The sequence below is a fragment of the Nocardia sp. Tas62D01 genome, from assembly GCF_055232035.1.
The window spans coordinates 6,464,906-6,482,449 of sequence record NZ_JBUYUZ010000001.1; the positions used below are offsets into that span (position 1 = coordinate 6,464,906).

The 17,544-nt window shown below is 62.4% G+C and carries 15 protein-coding genes and 1 pseudogene; 4 read left to right on the forward strand and 12 right to left on the reverse strand.

Going from position 1 to position 17,544, the window contains the following annotated elements; all coding sequences use genetic code 11:
- Positions 1–90: 90 nt before the first annotated feature.
- From ACV7NQ_RS30845 to ACV7NQ_RS30890, 10 genes are all read right to left on the reverse strand, one after another.
- Positions 91–762 (reverse strand): O-methyltransferase, encoded by a 672-nt coding sequence (locus ACV7NQ_RS30845; RefSeq protein WP_463362803.1) that lies wholly within the window; start codon positions 760–762, stop codon positions 91–93.
- Positions 763–814: 52 nt separating this feature from the next.
- Positions 815–2,011 carry an NAD(P)/FAD-dependent oxidoreductase gene (locus ACV7NQ_RS30850; protein ID WP_463362804.1) on the reverse strand — a complete coding sequence of 399 codons (1,197 nt, stop codon included), beginning with the start codon at positions 2,009–2,011 and terminating at the stop codon, positions 815–817.
- 34 nt (positions 2,012–2,045) lie between these two features.
- A complete protein-coding gene (locus ACV7NQ_RS30855) occupies positions 2,046–2,243 on the reverse strand; it encodes a ferredoxin (protein ID WP_463362805.1) in 198 nt (65 codons plus the stop codon).
- Positions 2,244–2,255: 12 nt separating this feature from the next.
- Entirely contained in the window at positions 2,256–3,422 is a 1,167-nt protein-coding gene (locus ACV7NQ_RS30860) for an aromatic ring-hydroxylating oxygenase subunit alpha (protein WP_463362806.1), read from the reverse strand.
- A 59-nt stretch (positions 3,423–3,481) separates the two neighbouring features.
- Entirely contained in the window at positions 3,482–4,240 is a 759-nt protein-coding gene (locus ACV7NQ_RS30865) for an SDR family NAD(P)-dependent oxidoreductase (protein ID WP_463362807.1), read from the reverse strand.
- Between the two features lies 1 nt (position 4,241).
- On the reverse strand, positions 4,242–5,237 hold the full coding sequence (locus tag ACV7NQ_RS30870; RefSeq protein ID WP_463365881.1) for a phosphotransferase family protein: 996 nt from the start codon (positions 5,235–5,237) through the stop codon (positions 4,242–4,244).
- A 145-nt stretch (positions 5,238–5,382) separates the two neighbouring features.
- Complete coding sequence (locus ACV7NQ_RS30875) at positions 5,383–6,912, reverse strand: class I adenylate-forming enzyme family protein (protein ID WP_463362808.1); 1,530 nt, start codon at positions 6,910–6,912, stop codon at positions 5,383–5,385.
- A 127-nt stretch (positions 6,913–7,039) separates the two neighbouring features.
- The gene (locus tag ACV7NQ_RS30880; RefSeq protein WP_463362809.1) at positions 7,040–7,831 is read right to left on the reverse strand and encodes an enoyl-CoA hydratase/isomerase family protein; all 792 of its coding nucleotides are present in this window, start codon (positions 7,829–7,831) and stop codon (positions 7,040–7,042) included.
- Between the two features lie 10 nt (positions 7,832–7,841).
- Complete coding sequence (locus tag ACV7NQ_RS30885; RefSeq protein WP_463362810.1) at positions 7,842–9,080, reverse strand: acyl-CoA dehydrogenase family protein; 1,239 nt, start codon at positions 9,078–9,080, stop codon at positions 7,842–7,844.
- 34 nt (positions 9,081–9,114) lie between these two features.
- The gene (locus tag ACV7NQ_RS30890; RefSeq protein WP_463362811.1) at positions 9,115–10,596 is read right to left on the reverse strand and encodes an aldehyde dehydrogenase family protein; all 1,482 of its coding nucleotides are present in this window, start codon (positions 10,594–10,596) and stop codon (positions 9,115–9,117) included.
- Positions 10,597–10,739: 143 nt separating this feature from the next.
- Here ACV7NQ_RS30890 and ACV7NQ_RS30895 point away from each other — a divergent pair, with 143 nt between their 5' ends.
- The 3 genes and pseudogenes from ACV7NQ_RS30895 to ACV7NQ_RS30905 form a co-directional block, all read left to right on the forward strand.
- Positions 10,740–11,360: a TetR/AcrR family transcriptional regulator gene (locus tag ACV7NQ_RS30895; RefSeq protein ID WP_463362812.1), complete on the forward strand. Its 621-nt coding sequence runs from the start codon at positions 10,740–10,742 to the stop codon at positions 11,358–11,360.
- A 594-nt stretch (positions 11,361–11,954) separates the two neighbouring features.
- On the forward strand, positions 11,955–12,968 hold the full coding sequence (locus ACV7NQ_RS30900) for an NAD(P)-dependent alcohol dehydrogenase (RefSeq protein ID WP_463365882.1): 1,014 nt from the start codon (positions 11,955–11,957) through the stop codon (positions 12,966–12,968).
- 184 nt (positions 12,969–13,152) lie between these two features.
- Positions 13,153–13,367, forward strand: a pseudogene (locus ACV7NQ_RS30905) (ferredoxin); the annotation flags it as partial.
- Positions 13,368–13,436: 69 nt separating this feature from the next.
- Here the strand turns inward: ACV7NQ_RS30905 and ACV7NQ_RS30910 are convergent.
- Both ACV7NQ_RS30910 and ACV7NQ_RS30915 read right to left on the reverse strand, forming a co-directional pair.
- Positions 13,437–14,462 carry a phosphotransferase family protein gene (locus ACV7NQ_RS30910; RefSeq protein WP_463362813.1) on the reverse strand — a complete coding sequence of 342 codons (1,026 nt, stop codon included), beginning with the start codon at positions 14,460–14,462 and terminating at the stop codon, positions 13,437–13,439.
- The gene (locus tag ACV7NQ_RS30915) at positions 14,459–15,664 is read right to left on the reverse strand and encodes an acyl-CoA dehydrogenase family protein (protein ID WP_463362814.1); all 1,206 of its coding nucleotides are present in this window, start codon (positions 15,662–15,664) and stop codon (positions 14,459–14,461) included. Before ACV7NQ_RS30915 ends, ACV7NQ_RS30910 begins: the two co-directional genes overlap by 4 nt.
- 313 nt (positions 15,665–15,977) lie before the next feature.
- On the opposite strand from ACV7NQ_RS30915, the gene ACV7NQ_RS30920 reads away from it, so the two are divergent.
- Positions 15,978–17,456, forward strand: a complete 1,479-nt coding sequence (locus ACV7NQ_RS30920; RefSeq protein ID WP_463362815.1) for an acetyl-CoA acetyltransferase — start codon at positions 15,978–15,980, stop codon at positions 17,454–17,456.
- Positions 17,457–17,544: the final 88 nt, after the last annotated feature.

Below are 17,544 nucleotides of genomic sequence, written 5' to 3' on the forward strand. Positions count from 1 at the left end.
AATTATCATTCTCACAGAGCGGATGAGAGCGGCGACGGGTTTGATCGGTTCCGACCCGCGCCGCCCTCGGGTTTGCCTACGCGATGACTGTCAGCTTTCGAGGCGGACCGAGAGCACGCCGATGTCGAGCAGCGACGTCCGAAATCCGTGCGTGTTATCCCTGGTGTAGGTGATGTAGTCCGGTTCCCGGGCATCATTGAGGAGCATCGCTCCCGGTCGCAGTACTGGTGCAATCCGCTCCAACACTGCCAGTGCGCGCGAAGGCGCGCTGAGCTGAGGCCAGCCGTCGACCCACACGAAGTCGACCGGAGCTGGAACCTCCGCGAGTACGTCGGCAGGATCGCCACAGCGAATCTCGACGAAGTCGGAGAGTCCTGCCGCCTCGATGTTGGCCGTGGCTGCAGCGACGCGCTCCGGCCGCCAGTCAGCACTGATCACACGACCCCCGCCGTTATCGCGCACAGCTGCGGCGAGATAAATTGCCGATGCTCCGGCGGATGTGGCGAAGTCAAGAACTGTGCTCGCCCCCATGCTCCGACACAGTAAGTACATGAGCTCCCCCTGCGCAGGTCGCAGCGAGAAACCGAAATCCCCGACGACATCGTCCGACAGGCCGTCTGCCGGTGTCCACGCGGCGTTCGACCGGTCCGACGCAACCTGGGCATCCGTATAGATTCGCTCGAGAACGAGCTCGATCCGTTCATCGCACAAGAGATGTGCCGTGCCGGCCAGGATACGATTCACCGCAACAACGCTGGACACAATAGACCTTTCTGTTCACATGTAGACATCCTCCGCGCAGCCCACGCTGACCTCACGTCCACGCGGCCCCCTCGCTGACTTGGGGTAATACCTTGTGTATCTCGCGAGCGCTATCGAGCCCGACGGCCCCGCTCACGCGTCCGTGGCGCCCGTGCAGCACCACTAGTCGCCCGGCCTCGGCGTCGGAGTACACAACCCGGGTATCGTCCGTTGCCCGTGGTCGCCCAAACATCTGGATCAGGTGGCCTAGCTGATCCGACCACACGTAGGGCACCGGTGTATGCGGACGCCAATGATCTGGATCGTGGATTATGTTGTGGGCCACGGTCAATGCTTGCTCCGCGGCGTTCATCCGATGCTCGAGCCGAATCCGCTCGCCGGTGGAACGATCGATCCAACTCGCGACGTCCCCGACTGCAAAAATCGCCTCAGCGGCGTGGCAGTACTGGTCGCACTCGACACCGTTGCCGATCTTCAGGCCGCTGTTCTCGAGCCAGCCCGTCACTGGTTCTGCGCCCACCGCGAGAACGACCACTTCACTGGACAGCACCGTGCCATCGGACAGTTCGACACCGGTCACCTCCTCAGGCGCCCCGCCACCTGCGGGCACCAGTCGGCGCACGCCACGACCGAACTCGAGGCGTACGCCAGCGGCGGTGTGCATGGCTCGAACCCGCTCGGAAACTCTGCGGTCGACGGTGGCGGCGAGGGGACCGGACTGCGGCTCCGCAACGGTAACGGCGCAACCGAGCTGAGCTGCGGTCGAGGCAATTTCGAGGCCGAGAAAACCCGCGCCCACAACTACGACGGATGATCGGGATCGTAGAGCGGTAGACAGCCGGGCGGCGTCATCGAGCGTGCGCAGAACGTGCACATTTGCACCTGGCCTCGCTAGACCGAAAGTTTTCGGAGTGAGTCCGGTGGCGATGACCAGAGAATCGAATGAAATGCTGTCGCCGTCTGCGAGGCCGACCTTGCGTGCAGCAACGTCGAGCGACGTAGCCGCGGTTGCCGGCCGGAAATTTACTTCCAGCTCACGAAGACGACTCGGCGCGCACAATTGGGTGCGCTCGAACTCCCAGCTTCCGGCTAGAACTTGTTTCGACAGCGGTGGACGGTCATATGGCAGATGCTGTTCAGCGCTCACGATGGTTATCGGGCCGTCGTGTCCCGCTGAACGCAATGCCTCGGTGACCGACCAGCCACCGAGCGAACCACCTATGATTGCCACGTGCCCAGAGCGGCTCATCACGAGACCCTCGTGATTTCGCCCGAAACATGAATCATCGCGCGTCACCGATGCGTAGAGCCCTGGTCGGGCACTGTCGCACCGCGTTCTCAGCGGCAGTCAGATCGGCAGCTCGCGGGAGGGGTTGACGCACAATGACCAGGCCTTCCTCGTCTTGGTCGAAGACAGCAGGTGCGAGCATCACGCATTGTCCAGATGCGCAGCAGCGATCTTGATCAGCTTCTATGATCATTGGATTCTTCTCTCACGCGTCTGTGCTGATATCAGCGGAGAGCGATGAATGAAAATGCTGGATGACGGCTTCGTTTCGGCCAAGGACCAGTTCGGGGACGTGTCCGGAGCTAACACCACGCATGATCGTCCCGGAAACCTTCCAATCCTCTTCCTCGAGTGCATAGCAGAGCATTTCCCAGTTCCGCTCCAGATAGCGAAGCTGCTTTTCCTCTTCGGTTGTGTGAGGCGCGAGGATCCGAAGGAAAACTGTGCATCTCGAAGGGTCTGATTCGTGGGGCAAAATAGTCCAGATCTCGTAATGCTCGGGCGCTGGTACGATTACGGTCGATGGGTAGATTGTGTAGTTAGTTGCGACGTAGCGTCGGTAGTTGAACGTGTCGGGATCTTTGTCGCGCACCTCCTCGATCTGTCGCCGTGCAACGAGGATTCGACTGTTCTTGTTGTGCGGCTCGAAGGTGTAGATATTCGTATGGAAGAACGGGCCGACAGTCTCGGGGTGAACGAACTGCAGGTGGTAGGCATCGAGAAATCCTTCTAGTACGATCTTCCAGTTGATCGGAACATCGAAGGTCTTCTGTCGAAACAGCCATGACCCGCTGATGTCGTATTCTTTGAGCTGGCTGATGAGATCGGGACCGAAGTCGCTGTCCATGGTCTCTCCGAGATCCAGGCTCGGATCCGGGAATGGGGCCACCCATATCAGCCCGAACCGGACGGCGGTCGGTAGTGGTTGAAGGCCACGGTCGGAGCGATCGAGCTCTGCAAATCCGTCTTCGAAAGGCATCGAACGTATCTTGCCATCGCGGTTGTAGCACCATTTGTGATACGGGCATGCGAACATTTTTCGGCGGCCGGTCGGCTGACTTTCGACTCTTGCTCCGCGGTGGCGGCAGATATTGCTGAACGCTTGGATGGAGCCGTCGTCCTGACGTATGACCAAAATCGGCGCGTCGATGATGTCGACCGTCAAGAAATGGCCCGGTTCCGGAATTTCGCTGACGTGGCCGACGACGGTGGGAGATCGTCTGAAGACGTGAGTTCGTTCCCGTTCGGCGATTTCGGGGTCAGCGTAAACAGCGGAGTCCACTGTCATGACCGAATCGGCGTAGTCGGCGGTTCGATTGTCGACGTGCTCGAGCAATCGTTTGATCGCTTCTCGGACTGCGTCCTTGTTCATGAGGTTACCTTCGGGTTCGGGTCCTTATGCTTCTGTCTGCTTCGCGTGTTGGTTGGTGGTCATCGCAACCCGCCGTCGACATGGAGTAGTGAACCAGTGCAGAATGAGGAGGCATTCGAGGCGAAATACAATGCGGCGCCGACTATTTCGTCGGGATCGCCGCCGCGCTGTAGCATGAGTTGCGTTCGGGCGCGTTCGCGGAAGGCGTCGATGTCCCACGCGTTCGCAACGTCGGTCAGGAACGGGCCGCACAGGATTGCATTGACGCGGACCTTGGGTGCGAAGGCTCGTGCGAATCCTTCCGTGAGAGCGTTGAGGCCGGCCTTGGCCGCCGCGTAGGGGACGGTAGCTGCGCTCGGCCGGATCGATGCCACGGAGGAGATATTGATGATGGTGCCTGCGCCCTCTTCAGCCATACGAGTACCGACCAGAGCACCCAGCCTGAACGGGCCTTTGAGATTGACCCCCTGAACTTTGTCCCACAGCTGTTCGGTCACCTCGTCGAGACTGGGATAGACCGGCGCCATGCCAGCGTTGTTGACCAGGATGTCGATTCGCGGTGCTTGTCGGTAGGCATTCTCGGCGAGGGTCGTGCATTGCTCCCAGTCGCTGACGTTGGCTGCAATGGGTATGGCGCGGACGGAGAACTTGCCAGTGATCTCCTCCGCCAGAGCGCGACAGTTATCGATTTTACGGCTCGCGATGATAACGTCGGCGCCGCATGCGGCGAAGGCGGTTACCATCGCTTTTCCGAGACCACGACTGCCGCCGGTCACGAGTGCCGTTCGCCCGCTGAGGTCGAAGAGTTCATCGGTCATATCAGGACTCCTTGATCCACATGGTGGCTTGGGCGAACAGATCCAGGGCCCGGAGATGCATAGTTCGGCCTATCTCCTCCGATGCAAGCCCGGCACATGATCGGGCATAGGTACCTTCGAGCAGAATGCCGAGCTTGAAGGAAGCGAGGACGATATACCACGTGATCGAGCTCAGATCACGGTCGGAGAGTTGGGAGTAAGCATCGACCAAGTCGGTGGCGGGTCCCAGGCCGCCTGCCTCGGCCAGTGCGCCGCCGACAGCACTCGGCCCCGGGCGTGTCGGCCAGGTAGCAATCAGCCAGCCGAGGTCGAGCAGGGGATCACCGATGGTCCACATCTCCCAATCGACGATCGCCGCGAGATTCGGTCCTTCGGGAGAGAACATCAGGTTCGCAAGGTGGTAATCGCCGTGCAGAATTCCCGCACGCCAGCTCTGTGGCCGATACTTGTCGAGCCATCGAGCAGACTCCTCGATGCCTGGAAGATTATCACCGGCATATCCGGCGACCGCCCGATAACTGTCGAGCTCTCGTAGCCAACGACCTACCTGTCGGTCGAGGAATCCCGTCGACCGATCCAAGTCCCCGAGGCCGACACTCACGTGGTCGACCGTACTGAGGCGAGCGATTCCACGCGCGGCTTCCAGACCCATTTCGTGTCGAATAGGGGCGCTGCCGGCATGCAGTTCCGGCAGCGCCATCACGGGATTGAAACCGTCGACCGGAGTCATCAAATAGAAGACAGCACCGTCGAGCACTGTCTCGTCGAGGCAAGCCGCAATAAGGCGAGGTGCGGGTACATCGGTGTCACAAAGTGCCGTGAGTATCCGAACCTCACGCCGCAGTGCGTCATTGCTTTTCGGACGGAGGTGGCGTGGTGGCCGGCGCAGCACGTACTCGGCACCGCCGCGGGTGAACCGGATGAGTATGTTCTGTGTCCCACCAGCGAGCAGAGCTATTTTCTCGAACTCGCCTCCGGGGAGCCCGACGGAATCCATCCACAAAGCCAGTGCGTCGCTATCGAGGATGGACTCGTCGACGCCCGCGAGAGCGAAGGTATTGGTCACGTGTTCGCCTCCTCATGTTTCCACGCTATGCATTCCACATCTCGCGGGGTGGGTTTGATTTGCCTGGGTACGACTGTCAGGTGATCGGAATCTGCTGTTTGGGCAGATCCGCGTACTCGGTGCGAAGCAGACGTCGAAGGACCTTTCCCGATGCGTTGCGCGGCAACGCGGAATCGGTTGTGACGATATACTTGGGCACCTTGTACCCAGCGAGTCGCTGTTTGCAATAATTGGCGACAACTTGCGGATCAATTTGTTCATTGCTGTAGATGATCGCGGCACCCACTTCATTCCATCTTTCGTGGGATACCGCTATCACGGTGCATTCGATCACTCCGGGATAGTCGGACAGGACTCGCTCTACTTCGGCCGGGTAGACATTCAATCCGCCGGAGCGATACATGTCTTTCTTGCGGTCGATCCACTCGAACATGCCGTCGGCGTCCTGCACCCCGAGATCGCCGGTGTGCAGCCAGCCGTCGACAACGGTTTCGGCCGTCGCTTGCGGGTTTCGCCAGTACCCGCTCATGACTGTCGGTCCTTTGACGATGATCTCGCCGACTTCTCCCACCGACACGTCATCACCTGCGTCGTCGACAAGCCGCACTTGGGTTTGCATGCTCGGCATGCCAATGGATGCGGGCTTGTCGGAAAGGAGACGAGGCGGCAGGTCGGTGACCAAGGCGGTCGCTTCGGAGCATCCGTAGACCTGATGGAACAGCACACCCTTCGCTCGGAAGGTCTCGATCGGCGGTGGGGGCTGGCCGCCACCGAGCGCTGTGGTGAGTGAGGTGATGTCGGCGTCGGCGAAGCCGTCGACCTTGGTTAGCAGTTCCCACATGATGGAGGCTCCCATCATGCACGTGATGCGTTCTTCGACGATCAATTTGAGGATGCGCTCGGCGTTGTATCCGCGCTCGAGGTAGAGCGCACCGCCCGAAACGTAGGTGAGGAGGAAATTGGTGACGATGCCGCCCGTGATGGATAGCGGCACGCACAATAGTGTCCGGAGAGTGTCAGGTGACCATCCCAGGACCGTGCTGCGGTCCAGGGCCTGGGCAAGAATATTGCGGTGTGAGAGCATGACCCCCTTGGGGAGGCCTGTGGTTCCCGACGTATAGGCGATTATCGCCGTGTCGTCTTCGCTGAGCTCGACAGGCGTGAAGCCGGCGCCAGACGCGGCCAGCGACGGGAAAGCCAGGCGGCCATCTCGGTCGGCGTCGAGATCGAAGTCGATCACGGTGAATTCGAGGGCATCGATTGCGGGACCCAGCTTGGGTCCGAGTTCGGAGTCGGTCACCACCGCCGCGACGTCAGCGTCGCGGAGTAGCTCGGCGATCTCGGGAGGGGCAAGACGATCATTGATGGGTACCACGAATATTCCGGCTTTGATGGCAGCGATCGTGACGACACACCAATCGAGTCGGTTGATGGCCAGGATGGCCAAGCGGTCGCCTTTGACGAATCCAAGTTTCTGGAGTCCTGCCGCGATGGAGTCGGTTCGCTCGTCGAGCGCTTGCCAAGTAATCTGGTCGTCCGCTGTGACGATCGCGGCGGCGTCTGGCCGCCACCGTGCCCAGAAGCGGATGGGCTGTTCGAGGTTCATGCTTCTCCGATCCGATGTTGGATGATGTTTGTCTGCAGAGGGATGTCGCTGTAGCGGAGCCGGGCCGGCAGATGGAGTAGGTTGAGCCGTCCGCGGTGCGGGTCTGTATCGGTGGGAGAGAGTCGATTCATAGATTGGTGTCGCCTATCTGACTCGACCCCACCGAAGGTGGGCTGTGTGCGTCGAATACCTCGGACATCGAGGCTTCTTGTAGTCGATCGGCTTGAAGTCTGGCCTCTGCGATGAAGCGTTCACGCAAGCCGAGTCCCGGTCCTGCCTGCACCAGTCTTTTCGCGTCCTGCGGACCGCTCGGAGGGTTCCCTGCGATGAGGGATGCAACCGACAGCGCCTCGGCCAGGACCAGGTCGTCGTCGACTACGAGGCGGTTGAGCAATCCCATGTGGTACAGCTCTTCCGCCGGCGCGGCCCGGCCGGTCAACAGCATGTCCTTGGCGTGTGACCATCCGACTAGCTGCGGAAGTAGCCAGGTGTCGTTCGCCCCGCCGAATCCTGTTGCTGTGATCCGCATGGAGCAGTTCGGGCCGCCCACACGCAGGTCCGATGCCATCGCGAGGATCGCCCCGTTGCCGTAGGCCAGTCCGTTCAGAGCGGCAATGGTCGGCACCGATGACGTGGCCCAGTGCCATGTCCACTGTTCCCGCTCCGTATTGAGTGCCGCCACTTCCTCGCGGGAGAGCCGCTGGAGTTCTTTTATGTCGTTTCCTGCGCAGAAGGCTTGGTTTCCCACGCCGGTCAGGATCAGGCAGCGGACCCCGTCGCGTTCCGCGACGCTCAACTGGCTATCGAGTAATTGCCCAACTTCTCTATTGGTTGCGTTTCGGACTGCAGGCCGGTTTATTGTCAGGACACGAATGTGCTCGAGAGGCTCATCGCACAAGACCAATTCCGCGAGGTTCATGTTCGTTCGGTCATCTCTGTGCGGTGGTGGCGATTTGCTGACCCTGGTAGGTGCGAAGCTCGCGGCGGGCGACCTGCATGCGGTGTACCTCGTTGGGGCCGTCTGCCAACCGCAGGATTCGCATCTGTGCGGCCATCGCAGCAAGCGGGAAGTCTTGGCCGACTCCTGCCGCCCCATGCGCCTGAATTGCGCGGTCGACGACCTTGGAGGCAACCTCGGTGGCTGCGACTTTGATCGCCGAGATCTCGGTGCGGGCTCCCGCATTTCCTACGGTGTCCATCAGCCAGGCCGTCTTCAATGTGAGCAAGCGAACCTGCTCGATTTCGATCCGACTGTCCGCGATCCACTGCTGAATTACGCCTTGGTCCGCCAACTTTCGCCCGAACGCGGTGCGCTGGAGGGTACGTCGACACATGAGCTCGAGGGCGCGTTCCGCGGCGCCGACGCATCGCATGGCGTGGTGGATACGCCCGGGCCCGAGGCGGGCCTGGGACATAGCGAAGCCGCCGCCCTCCTCACCCAACAGATTGGTGACCGGAACCCGGACATCATCGAAGGTGACCTCGGGATGACCACCGACGTCTGTGTAGCCGAAGATGGTGAGGTCGCGCTCGATGGTGACCCCATGGGTGTCGATGGGCACCAGCACCATGGACTGCTGGATGTGACGGCCGGCATCCGGATCGGTCTTACCCATCACGATGAGGATGCGGCAGCGCGGGCTAGCCGCACCCGAGATCCACCACTTGCGGCCGTTGATGACATAATCGTCGCCGTCTCGAGCGATCGTCGCTTCGACGTTCGTCGCATCGCTGGACGCCACCGCCGGCTCCGTCATGGCGAACGCCGACCGGATCTCACCGTCGAGAAGCGGTTTGAGCCATTGCTGCTGCTGGTCTCGGGTGCCGAACATCGCCAGCAGTTCCATGTTCCCGGTATCGGGCGCCGAGCAGTTCAGCGCCTCGGCGGCGAGACCCGGCGAACGACCGGTGATCTCGGCGAGGCTCGCATAATCCAGATTCGAAAGACCCTCAGACCATTCCGTTTTGTGCGGCAGGAAGAGATTCCACAGGTTGCGCCGGCGAGCCTCGATCTTCAGCTCTTCCATGACGGGCGGATGCAAGTGAGGGTCGCCACTGTCCCGGATTTGCTGTCGGTAGATCGACTCGGCGGGATACACATGATGGTGCATGAAGTCCTGTAGCTCGCCGACGAGCTCCTCGGCCTTCGGGCTGATTCTGAAATCCATTAACGATCCGATCCCTGGGGTGCGTGTGGGCGAGCTACCATTTCGACCCGATGAGGCCGTACATCCGGGTCGCCAGGTCGAGCCCCTGGGCGGTGAACACATGCCGTGGCTGGACGAACTCGAGCAGCCCTTCCTCTCCGAGTTCGCGCCCCATTCCGCTGTTCTTCATTCCGCCGAATGGGGCGGAGCAGAAGGTGGCACTGGAATCATTGATCCACACCGTCCCCGCTTCGAGGCGGGCCGCAACCGCCTGGGCAGCGGAGGTGTTCGCGCTGAACACTGCTGCCGCCAAGCCGAACTCAGAATCGTTTGCCAGTCGGATTGCTTCTTCGACATCGTCGTAGGCGATCACCGACAGAACCGGGCCGAAGACCTCGGTCCTCGCAATCGTGGAATTGTTGTCGACGCTGCGGAGAACTGTCGGCTCGAAGAAGTATCCGGTGGGATGGTCCGCAGAACGCTGTCCACCGGTCACCAGCTCGGCGCCCTCGGCGAGTGCGTTCTGTACGAGCCGCTCGATCCGATTCAGCTGTGCCTGGCTGATCACCGGCCCATTGTCGACCGCGGGGTCCTGCGGGTCCCCTACCACGATCGACTCGGCGAGCTGTGCCAGCCGCTCGGTGTAGGCATCGACCTGGTCGCGGGGGACAAGCAGTCGGGTGAGCGCGCCACAGATCTGACCTGAGAGCGTGAAGCAGCTTGATGCGACAGCCTGCGCGGCCAGCTCGAGATCGACATCAGGAAGAACGATGGCCGGGGACTTGCCTCCCAGCTCGAGCACGACGGGGGTCAAAGACCGCGCAGCTTCGGCCATCACCGCTGAACCCGCGGTGGTGCTACCCGTAAAGCTGACCTTGTCGACGTCCTTGTGAGAGACAAGGTGCGCCGCAGGCTCGACATCACCGTGGATCAGGTTGACGACACCGTCAGGGATACCGGCTTCGACCAGCGCCCTGTAGAAGCGATCGACCGCGAACGGGGCGAGTGGTGATGGTTTGGCCACGATCGTATTCCCCAGCACCAGAGCGGGAACTGCCTTCCACACGGTCAGTGGAGTGGGTGCGTTGAACGGGGTGAGTGCGGCCACCACGCCGAACGGCACGTACTGCACGACCCCATTGCCAGCGGGTGCGGTGGTCTGCCCCAGGTCGCGTTCCTGAAGCGCCGCAGCGCTTTCGGCGAGCTCGGCAGCCCACATCGATGGGCCCTGCCGGTGGAACAACTCCGCCAGCCGGCGGGGATGACCGGTATCGGCGATGATCAGGTCGAGGAGACCTTCCTCGTTGACGAACTGGTCGACTCCGCGTTTGACGATCGCCGCGCGCTCGGCGGCGGCGAGCGCAGCCCACGCTGGCTGAGCCGCGCGGGCAGCAGCGACTGCGCTATCGACGTCAGCCGCCGCGCTGTCGGGCACGGTGCCGATGACTTGCCCGGTCGACGGATCGATCACGTCGATCGTGGCACCGGCAATGGCGGGCAGGGCTCGCCCACCAATGATGTTGCTGCCCTCGGTCATCTGTCGTCCTCCTGAGCTGTGACATGTGGCGGTATCTGTAACATGTATACCTTCGCGGTACGCTCAGGACAAGAGCGGATTTGAGCATAGGTCGGCCGACGCGATCTACTAGTCAGCGGACACAGGGACGATGAGGAGAAGTCTTGACGGGCAAACGGCGGGCTCGATCCCTTACGACCAATCCGGAGACGACGCGACGGATGCTGTTGAAGGCGGCCGAGAAATGCTTCGATCAGTGGGGGCTTCAGCGCACCACCATGGACGATATTGCGACTGCTGCCGGGGTCTCCCGCATGACTCTCTATCGGTACTTCGACGATCGAGACGCATTGGTCTCGGCGATCGTCGCCTCTCGTTCGGCAAGGTTCGTGGGTAAGGTGCGGGCCGTTTTGGATCAGCAGGCCAGTTTCGAGGACAGGCTGGTGGAGGGCATGATCTTTCTCGCCGAGAGTGGCCGCAACGATCAGTTCATCGGCATGTTGCTGCGTTCGGAGACCTTCGACTTCACCAACAAGATCCTCTTCAACGAGAATGGAAGCGGCGTCGCGTTTGCCTCTGCCGTCTGGAATCCGGTCTTCGATCAGGCCGTCGAGTCCGGCGAGCTGGCTGCCGACTTCAACCGTGAGCCGGCCTATATCTGGCTGACGTCGGTGAACTTCATGATGATCGCCTGGTTCGACAGGCCGGGAGCTGATCCTGCGTACTACCGAGATCTGGTTCGCACCTTTGTCGTGCCTGCGTTCAAGCTGCAAGGGTCCCGGTGAGGCGGGCGGGCAACGCGCTGGCTGTCCCACCCACTCCGGGCTTCTCCTTCGGCCTGCTGGAAGGCCTCGTCGACGTGCCAGCGGGGTCCGGCGATCCGGTCCGGTCGATCAGCCGGGATCGGGCTGCCAGTAACAGGCTGTAGTAGGCGATCTCGGCCGGACCATCGATCGACCGTTGGGCTCGCAGTCGGTGTCCGCGCCCGCTGGTCCAGCTCCCGTCGATTGGCTTGCGCACCCGGTTGTACGCACGGGGCTTATGAGCGCCAGCGCCGACCGACAGCCCTGCCACGACCGCGCAGGCACCCGGCAACCAGCGTATCGGTGCGGGTGGTGAACCGGTCGTCGCAACAACGGTGGATCGTGCAGGTCGGGGTGGATGACGCCTAGATGTTGACCACCGCGCCGCCTGCGCCCGCCGGCTCGGCTCGGATATCTGAGAGGTTGCCCGAGGACGTTGACTCCGATTCGGCAACCTGTATAACATGTGACGAAATTAGTTACATGTCACACCGTGGTGTTGCGGAGCGCGCCACTCGCTGCACCCGATTTTGAACGGAGACCGAGACAACGATGTCAACTATGACCGCGTACCGAATGCTCGAGTGGGGACGTAAGCCCGAATTCGTTGACATCGAGCGACCTAAGCCGGGTCCGAACGAGGTTCTCGTCAAGATCGGTGCCGTGGGACTCTGCCACAGCGACATCCTGATTCAGGATTCTCCGGCCGGTGCCTGGCCGTTCGACCCTCCGTTCACACTCGGGCACGAAAACGCAGGCTGGATAGACGAGGTCGGCGCCGAGGTCGACTCGGTTCAGATCGGAACACCCGTGCTCGTATCCTGTGTCCGCTCGTGCGGAGTCTGCGCGCAGTGCCTCCAGGGTCGTGACAACTATTGCTGGTGGTCGACGAAATACACCACGCGAGGTGTGGGGCTTGATGGTGGTTTGGCCTCACATATGGTAGTTCCGGCCCGTGAAATCGTTCCGCTTACCAACCTCTCTCCACAACAGGCCGCCATTCTCGCCGACGCCGGGGCGACCTCGTATCACGCTGTGCGTCAGGCCCTTCCCCGATTGGCTCCTGGCAGCACCGCTGTCGTCATCGGGCCAGGTGGGCTCGGTGGGTTCGCCATCCAGTATCTGCGACTCCTCAGTGCTGCTCGGATCATCGCAGTTGATGTGTTGCCCAGCCGTCTCGACTTCGCCAAAGAACTCGGCGCTGATGAGACGGTATTTTCCGACGAGGCTGCGGCGCAGAAAATCAACACTCTCACCGGCGGGAAAGGGGTAGACGCGGTGTTCGACTTCGTGGGAGTCGACAGCACGCTCACCATGGGTCTCGAAGTATCGGCGCCGCTCGGCCGGATCACAGTCTGTGGTGCCAACGGAGGTCGCGCATCAGTCGGCTGGGGTGCAATACCGGGTGGATGCGAATTCGTTGTTTCGCTCGGCAATACGCTCGCGGACCTGCGTGAGGTGGTTGCGCTAGCTGAGCAGGGAAAACTCCACATCGAGACGGAAAACTTCGCCCTTGCCGATGTGGAGAAGGCATATGAGAAGCTTCGCACAGGGGCGCTGCGCAGCCGCGCACTGATCGAAATCGACTAGCTGCTGCTCGAGGTGAGGTCATGCAAGTCGACGACCGCGCTGAACTGCCGATTGTCGGCTAGTGTGCCCTTCCCAGTGCATCTATCCGGGGCCGGATGAGCCTGTCTGTCCGGTCGACGCGATCAGTCCGGAGTACGCGCTCACGATGGAGACACGGGGCTGTCTGGTACGGAGTCGCCCCTGACCATCAGAACACTCCGCGACCGAATTCGTCGCCCGGTACAACGGTCATCCGGATTTCGCCGATGTTAGTTTCCGCTGGACTCCAGGCGAGCAGTGATCGTCGGCAATGGAAACGTCGCGCTCGATGGCACCCGAGTCCTCCTCAGTGACATCGAAAGGCTCCGCCGAAGCGATATCGCCGATTATGCCCTCGGACTTCGAGCTTCGTCGACCCGGACGATGTAGCCAGGACTCGGGTGGCCGAAGCAGACGCGACGCCCGCGCGATCAGGGCGGGTCTTCGTGCTCATCGCGTGGCTGCTCCCAGCGTGCGCAGACCCCCATCGAGCAGGATGGCGACAGCGTCTCCGACGGTGTCGAAACCTGGGCCGACGGTCTTTCCAGCCAGGTGGCGCTGGTGAATTCCTTCCGCAATTACCGCGACCTTGAAGTAGCCGAGCGCGCGGTAAAACGGCAGCCTGTCGAGGTCTGCCCCGGTTGCGGTGGCATACCGGTCTGCGAGCTGATCGGCAGTAGCGAAGCCGCGGTTGGCGGAGGGCGCATGCCTGACGCCGAGTACCGGTTCGCTGATCGGATCCCAATAGACCTGCAACAGTCCGACATCGGCGAGCGGATCGCCCAGCGTGGCCATTTCCCAGTCCACGATGGCGGCCACGCGGCCGATGTCTGCGCGGTCGAGGATCGTGTTGTCCAGACGGTAGTCGCCGTGGACAATGCTGGAACCGCTGTGTTCGGGCACCGAGGCAGCTAGCGCGCTATGTAGGCGATCCAGGTCGGCCAGCTCGCGGGTGGCCACTCGGTCCCATTGGTCTCGCCAGCGTCGGACCTGGCGTGTCAGATATCCGTCCGGACGACCGAATTCGGCCAGACCGACGTCGGCGTAAGGCACGGCATGCAGCGCCACCAACGCGTCGACGAGGGCGTTCGAACAGTTGCGTGCCTCGTCGGCCGTAAGTGCTGCGGCGTCCGCGCCGTCCTGCAGTGTGCGGCCTTCGACATAGGACACGACGCTGAACGGAGCACCGATGACATCCGGGTCTTCACACAAGACGACTGCCGCGGCTACGGGTACCTCGGTGTCGTGTAGTGCCCGCACGACGCGATACTCCCGGGCCATGTCGTGGGCGCTCGGTGTCAACGGCCCAAGGGGCGGCCGGCGCAGCACCCACCGATTGGCCCCATCGCTGATCAGATAGGTCAGATTGGACTTGCCGCCGGTGATGAGTCGAGCCTGCACTGGACCTGCCGCGTGGGGCACCGAGTCGGCGAAGAATCGTTGCAGTGCGGGCAGATCCAACCCTGGCGGGTTCATCGACCGGCATCTTGACGGGCTTGCGCAGCGCGCAGCGCGCGGCGCGCGATCGACCATCGGTGAGTTTCGGAGGGACCGTCGTAGATGCGGAAGGCGCGAACCTCGCGGTAGAACCTCGACAGGGGTGCGTCGCCGGAAATGCCGAGTGCTCCATGGATCTGCAGGGAACGGTCGACCACCCGGTTGACGGCCTCGGCGACGAAAGTCTTGGCGATCGAGGTAATCCGGCCCGCGGGCTCACCCATGTCTATGTCCCAGCAGGCCTTGAGAATCAGTCCACGGGAAGCCTCGATGTCGATCTCGTTATCTGCGATCAGCTGTTGAACCATGCCGAGTTCGCCCAGCTTGCTACCGAATACGTGACGTTCATTGGCACGTTCCGCGGCCAGATCCGCCGCTCGCCGGGCGGTGCCGAGCCAGCGCATGCAATGGGTGGTTCGAGCCGGGCCGAGCCGGACCTGTGCATAGGTGAAGCCCTGATCGACAGCGCCGAGTACCGCATGCGAAGGGACCTCGACATCGTCGAAGACCAGTTCCGAGTGGCCGCCGAACATGCTCTCATCGAGGGTGTCGATGGCACGCACATGCTCGAAGCCCGGGGTATCGGCATCGACGAGAAACATTGTCGCGCCGCCCGCGGAACCCTGCTCCCCGCTGGTTCGGGCCATTACGATGGCGAACCCGGCACCGTCAGCGCCGGTAATGAACCATTTGCGGCCGTTGATCACCCAACCGCTGGAGGTGCGCCGCGCCGTGGTGGCCAACCCCGTCGGATCCGACCCGGCACCGGGGGCCGGCTCGGTCATCGCAAAGCACGACCGGACGTCGCCGCTAGCCAATGGCAGCAAGTAGCGCAGTTTCTGCTCGGGGGTGCCCACCTTCTCGATGAGATGCATATTGCCCTCATCCGGCGCGGCGCAGTTGAGTGCCAGCGGACCGAACAGGGAGTATCCGGCAGCCTCGAACACCGGCGCACGTTCGCGCATGTCGAGGCCGAGCCCGCCATACTGCGCGCCTACGTGCGGTGCAAACACCTCTTTCTTCCTTGCCGTGTTCTGCAACTCGCGGCGGACCTCCTCGGGCAACGCGTGAGCATTGCCGCCGTAGCGCTGCTCCACCGGGAGGACTACCTCGTGGATGAGTTCCATGGTGCGCTCCACAACATGCACAGTGCGGGCATCGAGGTCGAATTGGATCGGCACGGCACCTCTCAAAGTAGGGATATCTAACGGTCGCTAAGTAGCGAACCCGAGTCGGTTCCGGCTGTCAAGGCCCTGGTCGAGGCCGGGCTTCACGTCTGGAATGAAGTGATGCACGTCTTCCGTCTGGTTGCACGGTATGTTCCACCGAGCGTATAACATGTAACGAAGAACGTAACATGTAAAGCGCTTTCCTCGGCCGCTGCCGCCCTCGCGGAGGGGCCGGATCGATGGAGGTAGCCAGCACAATGGATGAGGACCCTGTGAACAGTCGGCGCACGGCCGGACCGGCCACGCGAATCCCGGGGAGCCCGCTGTGAACCCCGATCCCAGAACTCCGATCCTGGTCGGAGCTGGGCAGGTCAACGAACGTGTCGGCGGCATCGAACCGGTGGACCTGATCGCGGACGCGGCACGCCTTGCCGCTGCCGACGCCGGCGCGCCGCGTCTGCTGGCACGGGTGGATTCGGTGCGAGTAGTCGGCTTGCTCTCCTGGAAATATCGCGACCCCGGTGCGCTGGTCGGTGAGCGCATCGGCGCGTCCCCTCGAGACACCGGCTACACCGGCAACGGCGGCAGCACACCACAGGCGCTGGTCAACGGCGCAGCGCAGGACATCGCAGCCGGTCGCGCCGACGTCGTGCTCATCGGCGGGGCAGAAGCCTGGCGCACCCGAATGCGGCTGCGTTCGCAAGGAACTCGACCTGACTGGTCGACACAGGATGACACGCCGGCGGCACCGTGTCTGGTGCCCGATGTGCCCATGGCGTCTGAGTCCGAACGGCGGATCGGCCTGGACCGACCAGCGTATGTGTACCCCCTGTTCGAACAGGCGGTGCGGATCGCCGCCGGGCGGTCGATCGAGGAGCATCGCGACCTGATCGGCGCGCTGTGGTCTAGGTTCAGTAAGGTCTCGGCGACCAATCCGCACGCGTGGACTCAGCGTGAATACAGCGCCGCCGAGATTTTGACTCCCTCGGCGGATAACCGGTGGATCAGCTGGCCCTACACCAAGCTGCTGAACTCCAACAACATGGTCGAACAGGGCGCGGCGCTGCTGTTGTGCTCGGTAGAATCTGCTGCGCAACTGGGTATCCCGCGTGATCGGTGGATATTTCCGCAATCGGGCACGGAGGCACACGACACGTATGCGATCGCCGAGCGCGGCGCGCTGCATCGGTCACCGGCGATCCGCATTGCTGGCGCACGCGCCCTGGAACTAGCCGGTATCGGCCTCGACGATGTCGCCTATATCGACGTGTACTCGTGCTTTCCGTCGGCAGTGCAGGTCGCGGCGGCCGAACTCGGCTTGGCTCTCGACGACCCGGGCCGTCCGCTGACATTGACCGGCGGCTTGACCTTCGCTGGCGGACCGTGGAACAACTACAGCACCCACGCGATCGCGACTCTCACTGGTCGACTGCGTGAATCCCCCGGTAGCTACGGGTTGATCACCGCGAACAGCGGCTACCTCACCAAGCATGCGTTCGGCGTGTATAGCACCGATCCGCCGCCGGACGGCTTCCGGCGGGAAGACGTGCAGCCCGAAGTCGACGCAGAACCGACCACGACCGCCCTGACTGCATATGACGGTCCGGCGACGATCGAGGCGTGGACCGTGGTGTACGACCGCGACGCACAGCCCGAACGGAGCTTCGTCACCGCACGAACCGCCTCTGGGGAGCGAACTCTGGCAACGACCAGCGAGCCGGGCGATCTGGCGCGGTTCGTCGCCGCCGACGTCGCAGGCGACCCGGTAGCGATCTCCGCGGACGGGCGGTGCGTGCTCGAGTGATCCGTCGAAATGAATCGAAAGACGTACGGCAACCGCTCTTCGAGTGAGTCCGGCAGATCCGTGACAGCTCCACCAACCTGTACCCGAT

Excerpts from the sequence above, each read along its gene's own strand:
- ACV7NQ_RS30850 (WP_463362804.1), bottom strand. The coding sequence starts at position 2,011 with ATGAGCCGCTCTGGGCACGTGGCAATCATAGGTGGTTCGCTCGGTGGC.
- ACV7NQ_RS30855 (WP_463362805.1), bottom strand. The coding sequence starts at position 2,243 with ATGATCATAGAAGCTGATCAAGATCGCTGCTGCGCATCTGGACAATGC.
- ACV7NQ_RS30860 (WP_463362806.1), bottom strand. The coding sequence starts at position 3,422 with ATGAACAAGGACGCAGTCCGAGAAGCGATCAAACGATTGCTCGAGCAC.
- ACV7NQ_RS30865 (WP_463362807.1), bottom strand. The coding sequence starts at position 4,240 with ATGACCGATGAACTCTTCGACCTCAGCGGGCGAACGGCACTCGTGACC.
- ACV7NQ_RS30870 (WP_463365881.1), bottom strand. The coding sequence starts at position 5,237 with ATGGATTCCGTCGGGCTCCCCGGAGGCGAGTTCGAGAAAATAGCTCTG.
- ACV7NQ_RS30875 (WP_463362808.1), bottom strand. The coding sequence starts at position 6,912 with ATGAACCTCGAACAGCCCATCCGCTTCTGGGCACGGTGGCGGCCAGAC.
- ACV7NQ_RS30880 (WP_463362809.1), bottom strand. The coding sequence starts at position 7,831 with ATGAACCTCGCGGAATTGGTCTTGTGCGATGAGCCTCTCGAGCACATT.
- ACV7NQ_RS30885 (WP_463362810.1), bottom strand. The coding sequence starts at position 9,080 with ATGGATTTCAGAATCAGCCCGAAGGCCGAGGAGCTCGTCGGCGAGCTA.
- ACV7NQ_RS30890 (WP_463362811.1), bottom strand. The coding sequence starts at position 10,596 with ATGACCGAGGGCAGCAACATCATTGGTGGGCGAGCCCTGCCCGCCATT.
- ACV7NQ_RS30900 (WP_463365882.1), top strand. The coding sequence starts at position 11,955 with ATGCTCGAGTGGGGACGTAAGCCCGAATTCGTTGACATCGAGCGACCT.
- ACV7NQ_RS30910 (WP_463362813.1), bottom strand. The coding sequence starts at position 14,462 with ATGAACCCGCCAGGGTTGGATCTGCCCGCACTGCAACGATTCTTCGCC.